This window comes from Methylophaga sp. UBA1464, assembly GCF_002325665.1.
Lineage (GTDB): Bacteria > Pseudomonadota > Gammaproteobacteria > Nitrosococcales > Methylophagaceae > Methylophaga.
In genome coordinates this window covers 29,596-33,489 of record NZ_DCSO01000035.1, presented here as the reverse complement: position 1 = coordinate 33,489, position 3,894 = coordinate 29,596, and the positions used below count along the sequence as shown (strand labels likewise).

General features: G+C 45.8%; 6 protein-coding genes. 5 read left to right on the top strand and 1 reads right to left on the bottom strand.

Annotation, left to right across the window (positions count from 1 at the left end):
- Positions 1-60: 60 nt before the first annotated feature.
- The 3 genes from B3O33_RS03690 to B3O33_RS03680 are packed head-to-tail and all read left to right on the top strand — an operon-like array spanning position 61 to position 1,593.
- Entirely contained in the window at positions 61-270 is a 210-nt protein-coding gene (locus tag B3O33_RS03690) for a GreA/GreB family elongation factor (RefSeq protein ID WP_349676291.1), read from the top strand.
- 28 nt (positions 271-298) lie between these two features.
- The gene (locus B3O33_RS03685) at positions 299-1,345 is read left to right on the top strand and encodes an META domain-containing protein (protein ID WP_292361554.1); all 1,047 of its coding nucleotides are present in this window, start codon (positions 299-301) and stop codon (positions 1,343-1,345) included.
- Between the two features lie 2 nt (positions 1,346-1,347).
- Entirely contained in the window at positions 1,348-1,593 is a 246-nt protein-coding gene (locus tag B3O33_RS03680; protein ID WP_292361553.1) for a DUF2007 domain-containing protein, read from the top strand.
- Here the strand turns inward: B3O33_RS03680 and ribF are convergent.
- On the bottom strand, positions 1,578-2,522 hold the full coding sequence (gene ribF, locus B3O33_RS03675; RefSeq protein ID WP_292362961.1) for a bifunctional riboflavin kinase/FAD synthetase: 945 nt from the start codon (positions 2,520-2,522) through the stop codon (positions 1,578-1,580). The two genes, B3O33_RS03680 and ribF, sit on opposite strands and share 16 nt — an antisense overlap.
- Before the next feature lie 217 nt (positions 2,523-2,739).
- On the opposite strand from ribF, the gene B3O33_RS03670 reads away from it, so the two are divergent.
- A complete protein-coding gene (locus B3O33_RS03670; protein WP_292361551.1) occupies positions 2,740-2,985 on the top strand; it encodes an exodeoxyribonuclease VII small subunit in 246 nt (81 codons plus the stop codon).
- A 26-nt stretch (positions 2,986-3,011) separates the two neighbouring features.
- Positions 3,012-3,878, top strand: coding sequence for a (2E,6E)-farnesyl diphosphate synthase (gene ispA / locus B3O33_RS03665; protein WP_292361822.1), 867 nt, complete (start codon positions 3,012-3,014; stop codon positions 3,876-3,878).
- The last annotated feature ends 16 nt before the right edge of the window (positions 3,879-3,894 follow it).

Genomic DNA, 3,894 nt, shown 5'->3' with positions numbered 1-3,894 from the left:
TTCCATCAATGGTCAAAAATTACGCCAGCAATTTGAAGCTAGAGCTGACGAAGACAATTCTTGAGCAAGTGCCCGTCCCAGAAATGCTATCCAAAGGATATGGATGATTCTGGTGACCGGATTTCCATTTTAGCACCAGTAGGCAGTGCCATGCTGGGCTTAAAAGAAGGCGACGAAATCAATTGGCCAGATGGTAATGGTGGGATGTTACAGGTCAGAATAGAAGCCATTGAATATCAGCCGGAGCGTGCAGGTGAATTTCATCGATAGCTCCGGGCAACTTTAACCGGAGTTCAATATGTTGAAGTATGGGTTGATCTTGATGTCATTCCTGTTTATCAGTGCTTGCAGCACTGAACAAGCTGATGAGCGTCATTTGATTACCGACGATTTACCAGTCAGCTACAGCGGCACTTTGCCCTGTGCTGACTGCCCCGGCATTGATTATCATCTCAATTTATTTGCCGACCAAAGCTATTATCTTCAATTGCATTATCAGGACTCAGGCGATAATGCGACGTTTTATCAACTTGGACAATGGCAGCAACAAACGGGTCAGCTCCGGCTACTATCTGACGATCCTCAGCAAACGGCATTCCAAATCGAAAAAGATGGCAGTATCCGTTTGCTGGATCAGGAATATACGTTGATTAATAGTTCGCTGAATTATCGATTACAACGGGAAACACAATTCCGGGCTGTCTACCCTGCTATGCAGTTTCACGGGATGTATAGTTACATGGCTGATAGCGGCATCTTTACAGAATGTCTGACGGGTCAGCGCTGGTTTGTTGCTCAGGAAGCAGATAATGCAACACTTGAATCGCTTTATCTGGAGTATGCGGAAGAGGTTAATCAACCTTTATTAGTTGAGGTGACGGGTTACCTGGAGCCTCGTGCTAATAGTGATACTGGCGAAATTCAGCCAAATCTCATCGTCACGAGTGCCGACGATATCTGGCCTGGTGAAACCTGTGGCGAGCTGGGCTATAACGAAAACCTGCTCAACACCTATTGGAAACTGACTCGTTTGAATGATGAGCCGGTAGAAGTATATGAACAGCAACGTGAACCTTCAATTATTTTAGCCAGTGAAGAAAACCGTCTCTCCGGATCGGATGGTTGCAACCGGATCATGGGCAGTTTTCAACTTAGGGAAGACAAGCTGAAATTTAATCGTATCGCCAGCACCATGATGGCTTGCTCTGAAGGCATGGAAACGGCTCAGGCAGTCCATTTTATGCTGGAAAAAGTACGTTACTGGCAAATTGAAGGTCAACATCTTGAGCTGGCTGATGTGGAAGGTAATGTAATGGCCCGATTTGAAGCAGTACATCTGCAATAATCATGAAGCTGATATTTCGCGGTTCCAATATTCTTGAAGCACACATTGTGGCGGGCCTACTGGATTCACATGGCATAGAAACTCATGTTGGCGGGCATTATTTACAAGGCGCTGTAGGAGATTTACCTGCCAGTGATTTTGCCCATATCTTTGTCAACGATGAAGATCTCCACGCTGCAGAACAGCTAATATCAGATTATGAAGCGGGTAAATTTGCCAGCGACCAGGGCGACTATAACTCGATGTGACTCTCAAAATAATCTTTCGCCTGCGCGGAGTCGAAATGAATCTGTTCAATCAATTTTTCCAGACTGGCAAATTTCTGTTCATCACGCAGTTTTTTTAGAAAATAGACCTGTACGTGCTCACCATAAATATCACGCTGAAAATCAAACAGATGCACTTCGAGCAAAGCTTTATCGCTGCCTGAAATTGTAGGTCTGACACCGATATTGGCAACCCCATTTACCGGCTCTTCATCAATGCCGTACAACTGCACAGCATAAACACCATTTAACGGTACTTTTGCCCGATGCAGATGAATATTTGCCGTCGGATACCCCATTTTGCGACCACGTTTATCGCCATGTGCGACGCGGCCACTCATCCTGTAAGGTCGGCCTAGTAATTTTTCTGCCACGCTCAAATCCCCCTCACGCAAAGCGTCTCGAATACGGGTACTGCTGACCCGCATCGCATCAATGGCAAAGGTATGCATATTGACGACTTGAAAACCTTGATTTTTGCCGACTTGTTGTAACAGGTTAAAGTCACCTTGTCGATCTTTGCCAAAGCGAAAATCATCACCCACCACCAGATAGCGAACATTCAACCCTTCTACCAATAGTTTTTGAATAAAGGTTTCGGCCTGCATTTCGGCAAGCTGGCGATTAAAACGCAATACGCAGAGTTTTTGAATCGAATAGGCGCGTAATGCTTCTACTTTTTCACGGAAACGCGATAATCTGGCGGGAGCTTTTCCCGGTACAAAATATTCAAAAGGCTGGGGTTCAAAAGTGATCACCACAGCAGGCAAATTAAGCATGTCTGCTTTCATCGCCAATTGAGTCAGTACAGCCTGATGCCCCAGATGGACGCCATCAAAGTTACCAATCGTCGCCACGCATCCTTGTGCAGGATCGGGCAAATTGTGTAAGCCGCGGATGATTTTTGGCATGAATAGTTCAGTGTAAAAGGAAAACACAACAGACTAACGGNNCCCTTGTGCGGGGTCGGGTAAATTGTATAAGCCGCGAAAGATTTTCGGCATGAACAGTTCAGTGTAAGAGGAAAACGCTACAGACTAACGGGAAATTAACAAACATTCCAGCAGGCATGTCAGCTTCGATTGACTTATAATGTGACGTTAACGCGAAATTTGTACAGAGGCCAATATGGTGGCAAAACGCAAAAAACTGGATTATGAAGCGGCAGTCAGTGAACTGGAATCACTGGTAGAGCGTTTGGAACAAGGTGATATCAGCCTGGAAGAATCGTTAAAACTCTATGAACGCGGTGTATTGCTTACCCGTGATTGCCAGGAGGCTTTGCAGGCTGCAGAACAGAAAGTACAAATGTTATTGCAGCAATCCGGTCAGTCTGATTTAGTAGATTTTGATCCTGATTCCGAGGCCTCGTGACACAAGAATTTTCGCTTTCTGACTGGATGCCCGCGCACCAGCAACGTATTAGTCTGGCTTTACAACAACGATTACCCGATCAAAATACTGTTGCAGCTGCGACCTTGGCTGAAGCTATGCACTACGCGACATTGAATGGTGGTAAACGTTTGCGTGCAATGCTGGTCTACGCAACTGGAGAAGCCTTCAATGCAGATCCTGAGGCATTGGATTCAGCTGCCTGCGCAGTCGAGATGATACATGCCTATTCACTGGTGCATGATGATATGCCTATGATGGATGATGATGATTTACGGCGTGGTCAGCCGACTTGTCACAAAGCCTATGATGAAGCGACAGCTTTATTAGTCGGTGATGCACTGCAGAGCCTGTCATTTGAATGTTTAACTGATAACAATTTGCCACCTGCCCAGCAAATTGCCATGGTGAAATGTCTGGCAAACGCCTCTGGTGTTCTGGGCATGGCCGGAGGACAAGCTATTGATTTAGCTTCAGTGGGCAAACAACTCAGCCAATCCGACCTTGAGGCCATGCATTTATTAAAAACCGGGGCATTAATCAAAGCCAGTGTCATGTTAGGCGCCTATTGCAGCGCAAATCACAGCACAGCGGATTTAAAACAGCTGAACAATTATGCTGAGGCTATCGGTCTGGCATTTCAGGTACAGGATGATGTGTTGGATGTGATTGCTGATACTGCTACATTGGGTAAACAGCAGGGTGCAGATATTGCTCGTAATAAACCAACGTATCCGTCATTGATGGGACTGGAAGCCGCCCGTAACAAGGCACAGACGCTGGTAACAGATGCATTGGCAGCACTCGATAATCTAGAAAATCAATGTTTAGCACTGCGGGCACTGGCAACGTTTGTCGTGCAACGAACCTTTTAATCACATTGATTTAACA

What these genes read in the sequence shown, in the direction of transcription:
- B3O33_RS03685 (WP_292361554.1), top strand. Translation starts at nt 299, where the DNA reads ATGTTGAAGTATGGGTTGATCTTGATGTCATTCCTGTTTATCAGTGCT.
- B3O33_RS03680 (WP_292361553.1), top strand. Translation starts at nt 1,348, where the DNA reads ATGAAGCTGATATTTCGCGGTTCCAATATTCTTGAAGCACACATTGTG.
- B3O33_RS03670 (WP_292361551.1), top strand. Translation starts at nt 2,740, where the DNA reads ATGGTGGCAAAACGCAAAAAACTGGATTATGAAGCGGCAGTCAGTGAA.
- ribF (WP_292362961.1), bottom strand. Translation starts at nt 2,522, where the DNA reads ATGCCAAAAATCATCCGCGGCTTACACAATTTGCCCGATCCTGCACAA.
- ispA (WP_292361822.1), top strand. Translation starts at nt 3,012, where the DNA reads ATGCCCGCGCACCAGCAACGTATTAGTCTGGCTTTACAACAACGATTA.